This window comes from uncultured Chitinophaga sp. (assembly GCF_937874145.1).
Taxonomy (GTDB): domain Bacteria; phylum Bacteroidota; class Bacteroidia; order Chitinophagales; family Chitinophagaceae; genus Chitinophaga.
The window spans coordinates 1-13,603 of the sequence record NZ_CALNBI010000135.1 but is presented as its reverse complement, the minus strand read 5'-3'; the positions used below and the strand labels follow the sequence as shown (position 1 = coordinate 13,603).

Sequence of the window (13,603 nt, the reverse complement as noted above, 5' to 3'; positions counted from 1 at the left end):
CTGATCGACGGTCGCCGCCAGAGCAACGTCGGCTCGATCTATCCCAACGGCTATGGTGGCGGCCAGTTCAGCTACCTGCCGCCGCTGGAGCTGATGCGCTTTTTCACGCCCTTCGGCGTACGCCACTTCAATGCGCAGGCTAAAATAAAAGGGTACAACTGGGCGGATTCTGCCGTCTATAAACAAGATATTTCCGATCTCGCGCCGCGCCTGCAGGGCGATGTGTATATCGGGATTTACATCGGCAACTACGATAAAGGCGGCCACAAAGCCAGTCTGAATTTCAAATATTATCCCGGTTACGACGGCGGCGAAGGCCGTCCCGAGCCGAAAAAGTGGGTGCAGCCGGTGTTCAACTCTACCAATGTAATGGAAATGGCAGGCCAGGAATACGCTTCCCTTTTCGATAAAGACTCGCTGACGGTGACGGTAAACGTTCCTGCCGGCGTGAAAAACCTCAAGCTCCGCTACATCACCACCGGCCACGGCGGCTGGGGCGGCGGCGACGAGTTCAATCCGAAACTCAACGAAATTTTCGTGGACGGCCAGCGCGTGTACCACTTCTTTCCCTGGAGGGAGGACTGCGCCACGTACCGCCTGCTCAACCCCGCGTCAGGGAACTTCGGCAACGGGCTTTCGTCGTCCGACCTGAGCCGTTCCAACTGGTGCCCCGGCACGCTGACGCTCCCGGTCGACGTCCCGATGCCGCAACTCACGCCCGGCAAGCACACCATCCAGGTGGCGATCCCGCAGGGTAAACCTGAAGGCGGCAGTTTCAGCTTCTGGAATGTTTCCGGTATATTGATCGGTGAACAGGAATAGTATCTTTGTCAAAGGCCGCCGGCTTGGCGGCCTTTTTAATTTTATATGGAATCATTTTTTCAGCAGGTGATCGACGGCTTCCGTCTGATGTCGTGGCAGGAAGCCACGGGAGTGGTTTTCGGGATCATCAGCGTATTCTGCTCGCGTGCCAACAGCGTGTGGGTGTACCCGACGGGGCTCGTCAGCACGGGGTTTTTCACGTACCTGTTCGCAAAACCGGATGTAGGGTTGTATGCTGAAGCGGGACTGAATGCCTATTATTTCATCATGAGCATTTACGGCTGGTTTAACTGGACGCGGCGGAAAGACGGGCACGATGCGGTAGGGATTTCGTGGATGAGCCGCCGCGACTGGCAGATTGCGCTGGGGATCGTGGTGATCGGATGGGCGTTTATCTGGTGGGTGTTGAAATCTTACACCGACAGTACGGTTCCGGTGCTGGACGCGCTGGTGTCGGCTACGGCCTGGAGCGGGATGTGGTTGCTGGCGAAACGGAAGATCGAAAACTGGGTGATGTTGAACGTGTCGAATGTTATCGCGGTACCGCTGTTGTTGTATAAAGGACTTGCGCCAACGGCGGTATTAACCGTAATTTTGTTCATCGTGGCCGTCAGCGGATATTTCCAATGGCGCCGCATCTACCGCGAACAGCTAAACGGACAGGCGTGAAGAGAATTGTAGTCATAGGCCCGGAATCCACGGGCAAAAGCACCCTCAGCCAGCAATTGGCGGCCCTGTATAAAACGGAGTGGGTCCCTGAGTTCGCGCGCGCCTACCTGGAAGGGCTGGGCCGTCCGTATGAAAAAGAAGACCTATGGCACATCGCGCTGGGGCAGCTGGCGGTGGAAGATGAAGCGGCCGCCCGGGGGAAAGATTTCATCATCTGCGACACCGATCTTTACGTCATCAAAGTCTGGAGCGAGGCGAAATATAGGGATTGCGACCCGCGCATCCTCGATCTCATCGCCAAACGGCAATATCACGGCTACCTGCTTACTTATATCGATATCCCCTGGGAAGACGATCCCCTCCGCGAGCACCCGCTCCCCGAAGAAAGGACTTACTATTATAATATATACAGGGATATCGTCATCAATTCGGGCGTTCCCTGGGCGGATATCCGCGGCGACCACAACCAGCGGCTGGAAACCGCCGCCACAGCGGTGCGAGAACTAATTTATTATCTCGGGTTACTTTTAACACCTTAATCAATTTAATTTCAATTAGTTAGAACAGATTTCATTTTGGAAATTATTTTCCAAATGGAAATTTGTTGTATTCTGAGAAATGATGTATTTTTGTAAACACAGAAAATAAGGTAAGCGCAGCGCCTCTATAATGCTGCCGGGAGGAAATTGCAACTCCTCGTGAAAGTTAAATAATACAAACTCAAAATCGTCTATTATGGCTAAAACCAAAATTGAAACAGTAATTTATGCATATTATATCGAGAGGACCCATAGATGATTTTGGCAAGAAACATCCTCCAGCAGCCATTCCTCTAAATGAATGGTGGCAAAGAATGAAGAAAGCGAAGCCGCAAAATCTAAACGAATTGAAAGAAATTTTCGGCGCTTGCGATCTGATAGAAAATGACCGTTGTGTTTTCAACATCGGCGGCAATAATTATAGGTTGGTGGCCATTATCAGATATAAGATTCAAAGGGTATTCGTCCGGGCGGTATTAACGCATAGCGAATACGACCGACATAACGATAGAGGGACGCTAAGCTCCCTTTAGGTAAGTGTAGAAAGAATGAATAGGTGACTTGGTGATAATTTCATCTTATTAGGAATCAAAAACAAATTGAAGTAATTAGAAGAAGTAAATTGAAAATACGGAAAGTCAAAAATGAACATTGCAAATAAAAAGGAGTATTACGAGGCTTTGGCGGAAATCGAATCATTATTAATGATTCTCGAGAAAGATCTTACCTCAGCTGAAGAAATGCGACTTGTAGTATTGTCCACTGCAGTAGAGGCATGGGAAGAAGATTTCTACCCCATGCCTCTAAAGCCTGACATAAGGGCTATTCTAATGCATGTAATGCAAAACAGAGATTTTAATCAGTCGCAGTTGGCAACTGCATTACAAGTATCCGCATCTCTAGTCTCTGGGATATTATCAGGTAATAAGCAACCGAATCTGGAAGTATTGAAAGGCTTACATGAAAAATTTCAGGTGGACGGAAATGTACTTTTAGAAAGTTTATAGACAACAGCAGTTCAATAAGCGCCAAGGTCAACGTAGCATATTGCTACGTTTTTTATTTCTATTGATTACTGATCGGGAGTATTTTCCGGGTGCAAGGGACGGCGCCGTTGCATTATATGGGTACATCCACGCGGCTCGGACGGGCGTTCGTGGAATCGAAAGCGCGTGATCTCTTCGAAAATGCCGTTTTTGAGATGTTAAAAGACAAGGAATTGGACGATTACAACCGTACGATGCTTTGGATGGCGCTTTCTGAATATCGTTTGGCGCAAACTCAGCCGATCTACGGCAGAACCCTTACCCACAGGCTTTTGCGCGAATTGACACAATTCCCGGATTTTTTACAAAAACCGGTAAAAGATTTAGTGCATGAATTACACAATTACGGGATCCTGAAGAATTTATAGGCTACTTGACAAGTTCCGCAATGTCGGGATCTCCCGCGAGGTTGCGCATTTGTTGGAGGATACGTTTCTGCCGCCACACGGTGATGCGGGCGGGGGGATTGACGGCGTACTTGACCGGATTGGGAAGGCATGCGGCGATCATCGCGGCTTCTTCGCGGTTGAGGTTGGAGGCCGGTTTTTTATAGTATGCCTGCGCAGCTGCTTCCACGCCGAAGATGCCTTCGCCGGTTTCGGCCACGTTTAGGTATACTTCGAGGATGCGTTTTTTATTCCACACCAGTTCGATCATAAAAGTGAAATACACTTCCAGTCCTTTCCGGATCCAGCTGCGGCCCTGCCAGAGAAAAACGTTTTTGGCGACCTGCTGGCTGATGGTGGACGCGCCGCGGATCTTTTTGCTTTTCTGGTTATGTTTGAGGGCTTTTTCGATGGATTTGAAATCGAAACCGTCGTGGTCCGGGAACAGCTGGTCTTCGCTGGCAATAACAGCCAGTTTGACATGCTGCGACATATCGCCGAGGTCCACATAATCGCGCTGGAAAGATTTATCGGTTCCGATGAGGGAGAACCAGCTGCCGATCTGGGTCATGGTGACGGGCGGGTTCACCCAGCGCAGCAGGATGATGTATAACAGTTGTGCAATAAAGAGAATAAGAAAAATCCGCTTGATGATTCTCCACGTTCTCGGGACGATTCCTTTTAATTTCATCCGTTTTGATTTCGAAACAGGGCGGAAAGTTAGCAAGATTATGGATACGGTTGTAATTTACCGGCCAACATTGATCCGCGAAAGATTGTTATTACTATAAACAGGAAGGATTATGAGACTAGAATTGCACCCGCAGAACCCGAATCCCCGGAATCTTAAAACGATTATCGAATGCCTCCGCGACGGCGGGGTGGTGATTTATCCGACAGACACGGTGTACGGTATGGGATGCGATATTTTCAAGCCGGAAGCGGTGGAACGGATCGCGCGGATCAAGGGGATCGACCCGAAAAAGTCGCATTTTTCCTTCATTTGCTATGATCTCAGCCATTTGACGGATTATACTAAAAGTGTGGATACGCCGCTGTTCCGGATGTTGAAAAAGGCATTACCCGGACCGTATACTTTTATATTGCCCGCGAGCCGCCAGGTGCCGAAGATGATCAAGACGAAGCGCGATACGGTGGGGATCCGCGTGCCGGACAATCTTATTTGCCGGACTTTGGTGAAGGAGTTGGGGAACCCTGTGATGAGCACGTCTTTGCCGGTGGACGAGTATGTGGAGGAATATACCGATCCCGAGATTATCCACGACAAGTTCGGGAAGTTGGTGGATATCGTGGTGGATGGAGGAACCGGCGGTGTGCAGATGTCGACCGTGATCGATTGCACGGGCGCGGAGCCGGTATTGGTGCGCGAGGGTGCGGGGGATTGGGATGCAATCAGCTAAAATGATCTCCGGATTCCGGAGATATTCTCACTAAAATTCAGGGCCAAAAAAAAGTTTCGTATTTCGGCAAATCAGATATTGCACGAAACGGATTTCCATTGTCGGTTGACCCATACAAAATAGTACCGCGCGGCGGTAATCGTTTCGATTTTGACAGCGAAGGCGTTCACGGCTTCATCCGGAAGCGGGTGGAATTTAAGATGCTGCAGGAAAACCATTTCAATGTTGGGTTCGGTGATCTGATCGATAAATATTGGGTAGATGATACCGCTGAATCCAACAATGGGGATGTTGTGAAGATTTTTTCAACGATAGTTAGGGTTATAGAGGATTTTATGGCGGTGCATCCTAAAGCGACATTATACTTTACGGGAAGTACGATGCAGCGGACCCGGATATATTCCATCATACTCAAGCGGCACTACGCCAGGTTTTCCAAACAGTTCCAAATTTCTGTTTTATGGACTTGCGGAGGCGCTGAAGTGAGGATGCCATTTGATCCAACGAGGGAAGTTTTAACCGGAACATTTATTGTAAAAAAAATTAAATGCTATTCAAGATGAGAAGAAAAAAGGGCAATAGAAAAGGCCTTCCGCGAATGGTGGTTGCGCTTACGAGGGTCAGGGGAATTGATACTTGTTTTCCAAAAAAGCTGGCATTGACCATGCGGGCATTTTACCGTTACAAACGACAGCATCCGGAAGATGAGCTCTTTGATTGACGGCCTTGTGAATTGAAAAGGGCGCCCCTTGCGGAGGCGCCCTGTAATCAAAAACGTTGCTTCTTTACCAGGTTATTTGATACCCATTTTCTTTGCGATCGCAGCGGGAATGGCTTTCTTATTCACCATATAGCAGGTCGTTTTGTAGGCGAAGTAAGGAACGGAGGCGTAGAAGTAGCCGCCGCAGCCGTTAACTGCGCCCCAGGAATTCTTCACGATGAAGTAGTTCTTGCCGTCCTGGTCTTTGGCGATTCCGGTGATGTGCATACCGTGATCGTCCTGCGTTTCGAAGTTGTCGAAGGCCAGCTGGCGGTTTTCCTGCGTGATGGTTTTTTCCTTTGCAGGCTTGGTGAACAGCGCCTGGCGCTCTGTTTCGGAGTAATCCGCCCATTCTTTTTCAGGCACGATGGCCAGGCCATCCTTGAAATTGAAACCGCGCTCGCTCACGTCGGCAGCCCATGCGAGGGTGTATCCGCCAAGAACAGCTTTTTCGGCGATCTCGGTGAACTCGTTCAGGGGAACGTTATACACTTTCTCCCAGTTCCAGTTGTCGGGCACTTCGAGCACGAACTGCTCATAGAAAGGATGATGCGTGAAGGAAGATACGATCACATAATCGTCGGCATTGAGGCCCAGCTCTTTGGCGAAAGTCTGGGGCGTATAGGTTTTGCCTTTGTACTGGAATTGCTCGGGCGTAGCGCCGATGTATGCGTCCAGTACGCCGTTGAAGGCTTTCTGCCAGGCGGGGTTGATGGTTTTTGCATCGCCAAGCGGTTTGAGCATGCTCTCGAGGAGGCTCACCATTTCGGCGTGGTTATAGTTTTTCTCGCGGTTGCCGTCGTAAGCTTCCTGCGGAACAAGGCCGTAATTTTTCAGACAAAGGAGATCATCGGGGAAACCGCCGCCCTCGCCGAAGTTGGCTTTTCCGTGCATGCGCACGTAGTTGGCGGCTTTGAGGGGATACATCTTACGAACCACGAACATTTCACTGAGGTTCAAATCTTTACCCTTACCGGTACGGAGGAGTTCGGATTCGAAGAAAGAAAGGCCGGAAAATGACCAGCAAGTGCCGGTTTGACCCTGGTTTTGAACGGCAAAGGCATCCTGGCTCTTGAGGATGGTGAATTTGTACTCGCTGCCCGTTTTATTGGTGAGCGGCATCGTTTGCGCCATGACGGAGCCGCCGGCAAGCATTGCGGCCCCTATCATCCAAGTCTTCATGCTCATAATTTATTGCAGATTTAGGCGGCAAATGTAGGGGATCGCGGGGAAAGGTCCACTACAGTATGGATGAGCGGTCAGCGCGCGCCGTACTCTTCCCGGGTGATTTCCCAGCGCCAGAGCTCCCCGGCCTCCCGGCCGTTGATCTCGCCCGCGAACCGGAGCCCGTTCTTCTGCAGCACTTTCACGGCGGCATTGTATTCTTCCTCCGTATGCGCCACCACCTTCGACACGTACGGATGACTGAAAGCAAAACGGATAAGGGTTTCCGCCATTTCCGTGGCATAACCCTGCTCCCGGTAACTGGCGGAAATTTCGTACCCGATCTCCACCGAGCCGTCGCCGTTGGGCTTGCCTTTGAAACCGGCCGTGCCGATCAGGCGATTGTCGGCCTTGTGGATGGCCAGGTAAAAAAACCATCCCAGCAAGGAAGGATCGTTGCGCAACTTGTCGTAGGCCACCAGTACCATTTCCGGGTACTCCGTCCATTGTTCCGGTACGTCGATTCCCAAAATCTGGGCTAATGCTTCATTCCCGTGCAGCAACGCTTCAAAATATTGTAACGTGCAGGGCAACAATTGTAACCTTGAGGTTTGGATCATAAGTGAAAACTAGTAAACGATTTGCGGATATGCAAGGGGTGCGGCCTGTATGCAGGAACAGGGTGCCGATGCTGCTTTGTTCACTGAAGCCGGTACGGAATCTTTGTTCCATACCGGCTTTATTATAGTTAGGTCTGCTAATTCGTAATGTGCGGCTAGTGCGCCTCCAGCCAGTTGGCGCCCGTTCCGATCTCTGCTTCGATCGGTACCGAAAACTGCCTGTCGGGCGGCATGGCGTTGCGCATACCCTCGATGATGAGCGGTTTGATGATATCCACTTCATCTTTATGCGCGTCGAACACCAACTCGTCATGCACCTGCAGGATCATCCGGGAGCGGAAATTGTGCTCGCGGAAGGTTTTGTGCAACGAAATCATCGCCAGTTTGATGAGGTCAGCCGCCGTTCCCTGGATGGGCATGTTGATGGCGTTCCTTTCCGCGAACCCGCGAACTACGGCGTTGGAGGAGTTGATATCCTTGAGCCAGCGCTTCCGGCCCATCACGGTTTGCACGTAACCGGTCTTCTGCGCGAATTTTACCTGGTCTTCCATATATTGGCGGATAGCGGGATATTGCGCGAAGTAGTTGTCGATCAATGCTTTGGCTTCACTTCTCGGGATGCCCAGGTTCTCGCTGAGGCCGAAGGCGCTTTGCCCGTAAATGATGCCGAAGTTCACGCTCTTGGCGTTGCGGCGCATGTCGGAAGTGACGTCGGCCAGTTCCACGCCGTATACTTTGGCGGCCGTGGCAGTGTGAATGTCGAGCCCTTTGCGGAAAGCGTCGCTCATGTTTTCGTCGCCGCTGATGGCTGCGATAATGCGCAGTTCAATTTGCGAATAGTCGGCCGAAAGCAGGGTGAATTCCTCGCTGCGGGGAACGAAGGCTTTCCGCACTTCGCGCCCTCTTTCCGTGCGGATGGGAATATTCTGGAGATTGGGATTGTTGGAACTGAGGCGCCCCGTCACCGCCACCGCCTGATTGTAGGAAGTGTGCACGCGGTTGGTGCGCGGGTTGATCATCGTGGGCAGCGCGTCTACGTAAGTCGATTTCAGCTTGGTGAGCTCGCGGAACACGAGGATGTTTTCCACGATGGGATGCTTGCTGGAAAGCTTCGCCAGTACGTCTTCCCCGGTGGCGTATTGACCGGTGCGGGTTTTCTTGGCTTTCGGGTCGAGCTGCAATTTTTCGAACAGTACTTCGCCGAGTTGCTTGGGCGAGCCCAGGTTAAACCGTACGCCTGCCTGCTGGAACACGCTTTCTTCGGCTTTCCTGATTTCGGTTTCCAGTTCACGGGAAAAATCGGCCAGCGCCTGCGTATCGATCTTCACCCCTTCAAATTCCATATCCGTCAACACCTGCACCAGCGGCGCCTCGATGTCGTAAAACACCGTTTCCACCTCGCGGTCTTTCAGCAACGGCTCGAACTTGCTTTTCAGCTGCAGGGTGATGTCGGCGTCTTCGGCGGCGTATTCCTTGATCTTTTCGATCTCGACGTCGCGCATCGTGCCCTGGTTTTTCCCTTTCTTTCCGATGAGCGTTTCGATGGAAACCGGCGCGTACTGGAGGTATTGGGCGCTGAGGAGGTCCATTGAGCGGCGGCCTTCCGGTTCGATCAGGTAATGAGCCAGCATGGTGTCGAAAATCTTTCCTTTCACTTCGATGCCGTACCATTTCAGCACGATCATATCATACTTGGCATTTTGCCCGATGAACTGCGCATCGGTACGGTCGAAAAGAGGACGGAAAGTTTCGAGGATCCGCAGCACTTCATCTTTCGCCGGCGGCAAAGGAACATACCAGCCTTCCGTGGGTTTGATGGAAAAGCTCATCCCTACGATATCCACCGCATTTGCGTCGGTGCCGGTAGTTTCGGTATCGAAGCTGACAATGGGCGCCTGCATGAGCTCGGCCACAAGGGCGGCATGCTTTTCGGGCGTATCGGCGAGGGTATAATTATGCGGCGTGTTGTCGATGTTTTTATCGGCCACGAGCCCTACGGTCTCGATGGCTTCAGCCTGCTGTGCGAGGGCGCTTCCGGCAGAAGGCGCCTCGGTGGGATTGCCGAAGAGGTCCTGCTGAACGGGCTTTCCGGGTTCCGCGGCAAGGGCGTTGAAGGTGTCGCCCAGGATGCGTTTGCCGAGGGTTTTGAATTCCAGCTCGGAAAAAACTTCCGACAGGGCTTCTTTATTGACTTCGGTACAGCAATAATCTTCTTCATGGAACTGCACCGGCACTTCCGTAATAATCGTGGCCAGTTTTTTGGAAAGAATGGCGGAATCCGCGCCCGCGCGCACTTTCTCGCCGAGCTTGCCGGGGATTTTATCGGCGTTGGCGATCACATTTTCCAGTGGTCCCCATTCCGACAACAGTTTGGTGGCGGTTTTCTCGCCTACGCCGGGGATGCCGGGAATGTTATCCACCGCATCGCCCATCAAGCCTAAAATATCCACGACCTGGGCCACGTCGTTGATGCCCCAGCGCTCGCAGACTTCCTTCGGCCCCATGATTTCTTCCTTATTGCCCAGCGCCGGCGGCTTCCAGATGAAAATATTGTCTTTCACCAGCTGGCCGTAATCCTTGTCGGGTGTCACCATATATACGGTGTACCCTTCTTTGGCGGCCTGCCAGGCTACGGTGCCGATGATATCGTCGGCTTCGTAGCCGTCGATTTCGAGGACGGGGATGTTAAAGCCTTCGATGATGCGCTTGATATCGGGGAGCGCGGCGAGGAGGTCTTCCGGCGCGTCTTCCCGGTTGGCTTTGTAATCGGCGAAATCGGTATGCCGCTCGGTGGGGGCATGCGTATCGAAAGCCACGGCGATGTGCGTGGGTTTTTCTTTGTTGAGAAGGTCGAGCAGGGTGGATGTGAAACCGAACTGTGCGTTGGTGTTCTTTCCCTTGCTGGTGAGCCTTGGGTTGCGGATCAAAGCGTAATAGGCGCGGTAAATCAGCGCCATAGCATCCAATAAGAAGAGTTTTTTGCTCATGCGTCAAAAGTAATCAATTACCCATAATTCATAATTTTACAGGATGAAGAAGATTTATTATCTCTCGACCTGCAGCACCTGCGCAAGAATTCTCGCGGAAACGGACGCTGTGGCGAAAGGAGCGGCATTACAGGATATCAAGAAGGAAAAAATTACGCGGGAACAGCTGGAGGAGATGCATGCGCTGGCCGGCAGTTACGAAGCGCTTTTCAGCCGGCGGTCGATGCAATACAAAGCGCGCGGACTGGCGGGAAAGGAATTGACCGAACAGGATTACCGCGACCTGATCCTGGACGAATACACGTTTCTGAAGCGCCCGGTGGCGATCATCGGCGGTAAAATTTTCATCGGCAACGACGCGAAAACGGTGGCTGCGCTGAAAAGCGCCCTCTGATTTCGTTAATCCATTGCAAATTAAGGATTTCGTTAAAGTGATTCCGCGAACTTCCGGACCACGGTTTTGTAGGCATTCATGTCTTCTGGCCGGCCGAAAGAGCGGAACGGGAAGCTTTTTGCCTGTTCGAGGGCTTTGGGGAGGTTGAATTTGTGTTGCGGAACGGAGATGAAATAGCCTTCCTGCATAAGGTGTTTGCCCAGGTATTCCTGTTCGGATTGGCCGGGAGTGGGGATGAGGATGGCTTTTTTGCCGAGTTTGGCGAGGTCCATCAGCGTGGTGTAGCCGGAGCGGGAGATGACGATGTCGCTGGCCTGCATGGCGGCGGAGAGGTCTGCGGCATTGAGGTGGCTGACCTGCGTGATCCCTGGTGCGGGGGCTGCTTCGCTGGCCTGGTCGGGCTTTCCGCTGACGATGAGCGCTTTTATGCCGGGTATTTCGGCGAGTTGGGCTTTGAGGATGTCTTCCAGCTGGGTGCGTTGCGGCTCGGGCCCGGAGATGAGGGCGAGCACGTCGTATTTCCGGGAAACGCCCGCCAGTGGCTCGAATCGGGAGAGGCAGCCCAGGTAGGTGGTGTTGTTGGGTAATGTGGCAGGATGGGCGAGTACGCCGCTGAGGTTGTATTCTCCCGGGAAGTCGGGCACCCAGCAGGCGGAGTATTTATTGATGTATTTGTAATTGATGCGCTGGAGGATGCGTTCGGTGACGCCGCCGAAGGGGGTCTTGATAAGCAGCTGGTGGGAGATGAAGATGCAGGGAATATCTGGATGGTAGAGGCCGAACCGGTTGTCGGAGATAACGGCATCGATCCCTTGTTCCTGCACTGTTTTGCGGAGCCAGGCTTGTTCGTGGCGGACGGCTTTCCATATTTTGGGGATTTGTTTCAGGATTTTGAGGCCGAAAAAGAGGCCTTTTTTGCTGTAGGTGATGTTGTATCCCGGCAGTGGGAGGATGGTGATCCCGGGGAACTCGCGGGAAAGGAGTGCGGCGTGCTTTCCTTCGGCTGCAATAAGTACCGCGCAACCAGCGTTTAAGAGTTCGCGGATCAGCGGAATGTCGCGCGTGGCGTGGCCGAGGCCCCAATCGAGGGGTACTACCAGCACTTTTTTTTGCACAGCGGGTTTTGTGGACAAATATTTCAGAATTTGTTGCGAAAATAGTTTAATTTAGAAATGATCATTGTTAAGAAAAGGTAAACTCCCGCGGGACAGACTAGCATTTTTGGAGAAGCATAATTATTATTGGACCATGAAAAAGATATGCTGGATTTTCGTTTTCTTGATAATGGGGAGTTTAACGTGGCAAGGTTGCAGTGTGCTGAAGAAAAACGATTGTGGCTGCCCGCCGATGCAAAAAGGACGGATGCGGCACTGATACGAAAATCTCCACCTATACCTGAAGCACTTCGCAAGAGTGTACACGTTATCGAAAACATTTGATGTCAACAACAGCGAAAACAATCAAACGTAATTAGCATGAAGCCTGTAGAGAGGGATTTACTCATTTTGTTGCACGAAGACCGCTATAATGAGCAAGAGATCCAGCAGGAAGTGAAGCAGATCAGCGATATGCTATCTCTGGTTGAGACGATGGACTTCCTGGCAGCCGCCACAGAGGTGGCCGACTGCAACAAACACCGCGTTACCAGTAAACGCCGTGTTCTCGAGCGCGCGTTCTTCCGCAAAGAGCCGAAGGCCTTTGAGTTCATTATCCACAAAAATTAAAAGGGGCACAACCGCCCACCATACCGGCCAGGCAAGCCTTTCCGGCCAACCACACGACCGCTCCATCCGTTGTTCCGTAGTAAGCGAAACGCACAGACGCAATTTTTTATCCGGCCTTCGCATTGTCTCTGGTAACTATTTCCACCTCGCAATTTCTATATTAAGGACCGCCCAGCCAGGCGGCCACATCGTCCTGCCCATGCCGTTCATGAACTGAACAGCGCCCCAGCATGATTTGTAAAATTTCTGTTGTAGGTTTGCGCACAAATAATATCCGTTGTGATGATAGACTTTTCGCACCTGCAAGATTACCTGTCGCCCGTTTCCAAAGCGGAACTGAACGAAGATGAAGAATACGACGACCTCCAGGTCGGAAACATCATCGACACTTACCAACAAGGCCACATCCCCAACCTCGATGCCGCCGACGTCATCTTCCTCGGCGCAGGCGACGAAAGAGGGAACGGCAGAAGCAATCCCGCCACGCCCACGCCCGACGTCATCCGCAAAGAATTTTACCGCCTCTTCCTCTGGCACCGCGACCTCCGCATCGCCGACGCTGGCAACCTGCTCCCCGGCCGCTCACAGGCCGATGCATACGCCGCGCTCAAAGCCGTGCTCACCGAATTGATCGACGCCGGCAAAACCATCGTTATCCTCGGCGGCAGCCACGACCTTACCTACGCCCAATACCAGGCCTACGCCTGCAAGAAATACATCATCGAAGTCAGCGTGGCCGATGCCCTCATCGACCTCAACGAAGGTGCGCCGAGAAAATCGCAACGCTTCCTGCTCGATATGTTCATGGAACAACCCAACTACATCCGCCACTATAATCATATCGGTTTCCAAAGCTATTTCGTACAGCCCCGCATGCTCGAAACCCTCGACAAACTGCGGTTCGACTGCTACCGCCTCGGCAAAGTGCGCGAAAACATTGAAGAAATCGAACCCGTGCTCCGCAACACCGATCTCTTCTCCGTCGATATCTGCATGATCAAACATACCGACGCGCCGTCGCACTCCCTTTCCCCCAACGGTTTCAGCGGGGAGGAAGCTTGCGCCCTTTCC

The 13,603-nt window shown here is 52.0% G+C and carries 16 protein-coding genes; 11 read left to right on the top strand and 5 right to left on the bottom strand.

Annotated features, from left to right (window positions below; translation table 11 throughout):
• The 6 genes from Q0510_RS06190 to Q0510_RS06170 all read left to right on the top strand — a co-directional run.
• Positions 1–822, top strand: an 822-nt coding sequence (locus Q0510_RS06190; protein ID WP_298709217.1) for a peptide-N-glycosidase F-related protein, incomplete at its 5' end; no start/stop codon positions are given.
• A gap of 45 nt (positions 823–867) precedes the next feature.
• Positions 868–1,491: a nicotinamide riboside transporter PnuC gene (pnuC, locus tag Q0510_RS06185; protein WP_298709215.1), complete on the top strand. Its 624-nt coding sequence runs from the start codon at positions 868–870 to the stop codon at positions 1,489–1,491.
• On the top strand, positions 1,488–2,030 hold the full coding sequence (locus Q0510_RS06180) for an ATP-binding protein (RefSeq protein WP_298709213.1): 543 nt from the start codon (positions 1,488–1,490) through the stop codon (positions 2,028–2,030). The genes pnuC and Q0510_RS06180 overlap by 4 nt, the downstream gene beginning before the upstream one ends.
• 227 nt (positions 2,031–2,257) lie before the next feature.
• The gene (locus Q0510_RS24840; protein ID WP_366940991.1) at positions 2,258–2,563 is read left to right on the top strand and encodes a type II toxin-antitoxin system HigB family toxin; all 306 of its coding nucleotides are present in this window, start codon (positions 2,258–2,260) and stop codon (positions 2,561–2,563) included.
• A gap of 111 nt (positions 2,564–2,674) precedes the next feature.
• Positions 2,675–3,037: a helix-turn-helix domain-containing protein gene (locus Q0510_RS06175; RefSeq protein WP_298709212.1), complete on the top strand. Its 363-nt coding sequence runs from the start codon at positions 2,675–2,677 to the stop codon at positions 3,035–3,037.
• Between the two features lie 116 nt (positions 3,038–3,153).
• Complete coding sequence (locus tag Q0510_RS06170) at positions 3,154–3,444, top strand: hypothetical protein (protein ID WP_298709210.1); 291 nt, start codon at positions 3,154–3,156, stop codon at positions 3,442–3,444.
• A gap of 1 nt (position 3,445) precedes the next feature.
• On the opposite strand, the gene mtgA is transcribed toward Q0510_RS06170, so the two are convergent.
• Positions 3,446–4,153, bottom strand: coding sequence for a monofunctional biosynthetic peptidoglycan transglycosylase (mtgA, locus tag Q0510_RS06165; RefSeq protein ID WP_298709209.1), 708 nt, complete (start codon positions 4,151–4,153; stop codon positions 3,446–3,448).
• A 112-nt stretch (positions 4,154–4,265) separates the two neighbouring features.
• On the opposite strand from mtgA, the gene Q0510_RS06160 reads away from it, so the two are divergent.
• Positions 4,266–4,883, top strand: a complete 618-nt coding sequence (locus Q0510_RS06160) for an L-threonylcarbamoyladenylate synthase (protein WP_298709208.1) — start codon at positions 4,266–4,268, stop codon at positions 4,881–4,883.
• Positions 4,884–4,981: 98 nt separating this feature from the next.
• Positions 4,982–5,446 carry a hypothetical protein gene (locus Q0510_RS06155; RefSeq protein WP_298709206.1) on the top strand — a complete coding sequence of 155 codons (465 nt, stop codon included), beginning with the start codon at positions 4,982–4,984 and terminating at the stop codon, positions 5,444–5,446.
• Positions 5,447–5,676: 230 nt separating this feature from the next.
• Here Q0510_RS06155 and Q0510_RS06150 read toward each other — a convergent pair whose 3' ends face one another.
• From Q0510_RS06150 to polA, 3 genes are all read right to left on the bottom strand, one after another.
• Positions 5,677–6,831, bottom strand: a complete 1,155-nt coding sequence (locus tag Q0510_RS06150) for a C1 family peptidase (RefSeq protein WP_298709204.1) — start codon at positions 6,829–6,831, stop codon at positions 5,677–5,679.
• A 71-nt stretch (positions 6,832–6,902) separates the two neighbouring features.
• The gene (locus tag Q0510_RS06145) at positions 6,903–7,427 is read right to left on the bottom strand and encodes a GNAT family N-acetyltransferase (RefSeq protein ID WP_298709202.1); all 525 of its coding nucleotides are present in this window, start codon (positions 7,425–7,427) and stop codon (positions 6,903–6,905) included.
• A 155-nt stretch (positions 7,428–7,582) separates the two neighbouring features.
• Positions 7,583–10,414, bottom strand: coding sequence for a DNA polymerase I (gene polA / locus Q0510_RS06140; protein WP_298709200.1), 2,832 nt, complete (start codon positions 10,412–10,414; stop codon positions 7,583–7,585).
• A 43-nt stretch (positions 10,415–10,457) separates the two neighbouring features.
• Between polA and Q0510_RS06135 the strand changes: the two genes are divergently transcribed.
• Positions 10,458–10,808 carry an ArsC/Spx/MgsR family protein gene (locus tag Q0510_RS06135; protein WP_298709198.1) on the top strand — a complete coding sequence of 117 codons (351 nt, stop codon included), beginning with the start codon at positions 10,458–10,460 and terminating at the stop codon, positions 10,806–10,808.
• 32 nt (positions 10,809–10,840) lie between these two features.
• Here the strand turns inward: Q0510_RS06135 and Q0510_RS06130 are convergent, their stop codons facing one another.
• Positions 10,841–11,923: a glycosyltransferase gene (locus Q0510_RS06130; protein WP_298709196.1), complete on the bottom strand. Its 1,083-nt coding sequence runs from the start codon at positions 11,921–11,923 to the stop codon at positions 10,841–10,843.
• Between the two features lie 360 nt (positions 11,924–12,283).
• Here Q0510_RS06130 and Q0510_RS06125 point away from each other — a divergent pair, with 360 nt between their 5' ends.
• Together Q0510_RS06125 and Q0510_RS06120 are read left to right on the top strand one after the other, a co-directional pair.
• Positions 12,284–12,532 carry a hypothetical protein gene (locus Q0510_RS06125; RefSeq protein WP_298709195.1) on the top strand — a complete coding sequence of 83 codons (249 nt, stop codon included), beginning with the start codon at positions 12,284–12,286 and terminating at the stop codon, positions 12,530–12,532.
• A 282-nt stretch (positions 12,533–12,814) separates the two neighbouring features.
• Positions 12,815–13,603, top strand: a 789-nt coding sequence (locus tag Q0510_RS06120) for an arginase family protein (protein ID WP_298709193.1), incomplete at its 3' end; no start/stop codon positions are given.

Excerpts from the sequence above, each read along its gene's own strand:
- pnuC (WP_298709215.1), top strand. The coding sequence starts at position 868 with ATGGAATCATTTTTTCAGCAGGTGATCGACGGCTTCCGTCTGATGTCG.
- Q0510_RS24840 (WP_366940991.1), top strand. The coding sequence starts at position 2,258 with ATGCATATTATATCGAGAGGACCCATAGATGATTTTGGCAAGAAACAT.
- Q0510_RS06175 (WP_298709212.1), top strand. The coding sequence starts at position 2,675 with ATGAACATTGCAAATAAAAAGGAGTATTACGAGGCTTTGGCGGAAATC.
- Q0510_RS06170 (WP_298709210.1), top strand. The coding sequence starts at position 3,154 with ATGGGTACATCCACGCGGCTCGGACGGGCGTTCGTGGAATCGAAAGCG.
- mtgA (WP_298709209.1), bottom strand. The coding sequence starts at position 4,153 with ATGAAATTAAAAGGAATCGTCCCGAGAACGTGGAGAATCATCAAGCGG.
- Q0510_RS06160 (WP_298709208.1), top strand. The coding sequence starts at position 4,266 with ATGAGACTAGAATTGCACCCGCAGAACCCGAATCCCCGGAATCTTAAA.
- Q0510_RS06150 (WP_298709204.1), bottom strand. The coding sequence starts at position 6,831 with ATGAGCATGAAGACTTGGATGATAGGGGCCGCAATGCTTGCCGGCGGC.
- Q0510_RS06145 (WP_298709202.1), bottom strand. The coding sequence starts at position 7,427 with ATGATCCAAACCTCAAGGTTACAATTGTTGCCCTGCACGTTACAATAT.
- polA (WP_298709200.1), bottom strand. The coding sequence starts at position 10,414 with ATGAGCAAAAAACTCTTCTTATTGGATGCTATGGCGCTGATTTACCGC.
- Q0510_RS06135 (WP_298709198.1), top strand. The coding sequence starts at position 10,458 with ATGAAGAAGATTTATTATCTCTCGACCTGCAGCACCTGCGCAAGAATT.
- Q0510_RS06125 (WP_298709195.1), top strand. The coding sequence starts at position 12,284 with ATGAAGCCTGTAGAGAGGGATTTACTCATTTTGTTGCACGAAGACCGC.